The sequence below is a fragment of the Thiohalocapsa sp. ML1 genome (genome assembly GCF_001469165.1).
Taxonomy (GTDB): domain Bacteria; phylum Pseudomonadota; class Gammaproteobacteria; order Chromatiales; family Chromatiaceae; genus Thiohalocapsa.
Genome location: NZ_JABX01000118.1, coordinates 1 through 1,180, shown reverse-complemented (window position 1 = coordinate 1,180; position 1,180 = coordinate 1). Strand labels below are relative to the sequence as shown.

At 64.1% G+C, this 1,180-nt stretch carries 1 protein-coding gene; it reads left to right on the top strand.

The features are described from left to right. On the top strand, window positions 1–1,180 hold a 1,180-nt coding region (gene tuf / locus ML01_RS26590; protein ID WP_058558379.1), incomplete at its 3' end, for an elongation factor Tu.

Below are 1,180 nucleotides of genomic sequence, written 5' to 3'. Positions count from 1 at the left end.
ATGTCCAAAGCAAAATTCGAGCGCAAGAAGCCGCACGTGAACGTGGGCACGATTGGTCACGTGGACCATGGGAAGACGACGCTGACAGCGGCGATCACGGTGACGCAGGCGAAGAAGTTTGGCGGTGAGGCGAAGGCCTACGACCAGATCGACAACGCCCCCGAGGAGCGCGAGCGCGGCATCACCATTGCCACGGCGCACGTGGAATACGAGTCGGACAAGCGCCACTACGCACACGTTGACTGCCCCGGGCACGCCGACTACGTGAAGAACATGATCACTGGTGCGGCGCAGATGGACGGTGCCATTCTCGTGGTGTCGGCCGCCGATGGCCCGATGCCGCAGACGCGCGAGCATATCTTGCTGTCGCGCCAGGTGGGTGTGCCCTACATCATCGTCTACCTGAACAAGGCCGACATGGTGGACGACGCCGAGCTGTTGGAGCTGGTCGAGATGGAAGTGCGCGAGCTGCTCTCCAGCTACGACTTCCCGGGCGATGACACCCCGATCATCACCGGCTCCGCCAAGCTTGCGCTTGAGGGCGACGAAGGTGAGATCGGCACGCAATCCATCGTCAAGCTGATGGACGCGCTCGACAGCTACATTCCCGAGCCCGAGCGGCCCATCGACGGCGCCTTCCTGATGCCGATCGAAGACGTCTTCTCCATCTCCGGGCGCGGCACCGTCGTCACTGGGCGCGTCGAGCGCGGCATCGTCAAGGTCGGCGAAGAGGTCGAGATCGTCGGCATCCGCGACACCGTCAAGACCACCTGCACCGGTGTTGAGATGTTCCGCAAGCTGCTCGACCAGGGCCAGGCCGGCGACAACATCGGTGTGCTGCTGCGCGGCACCAAGCGCGACGATGTCGAGCGCGGACAGGTGCTGGCCAAGCCCGGCAGCATCACCCCGCACACCAAGTTCGAGGCTGAGGTGTACGTGCTGAGCAAAGAAGAAGGCGGTCGGCACACGCCGTTTTTCAACGGCTATCGGCCGCAGTTCTACTTCCGCACCACGGACGTCACCGGCGCCTGCGAGCTGCCGGAGGGCATCGAGATGGTGATGCCGGGAGACAACGTGAAGATGACGGTCAGCCTGATTGCGCCGATCGCCATGGAAGAGGGGCTGCGCTTTGCCGTGCGCGAAGGCGGCCGTACCGTCGGTGCGGGCGTGGTCGCGAAGA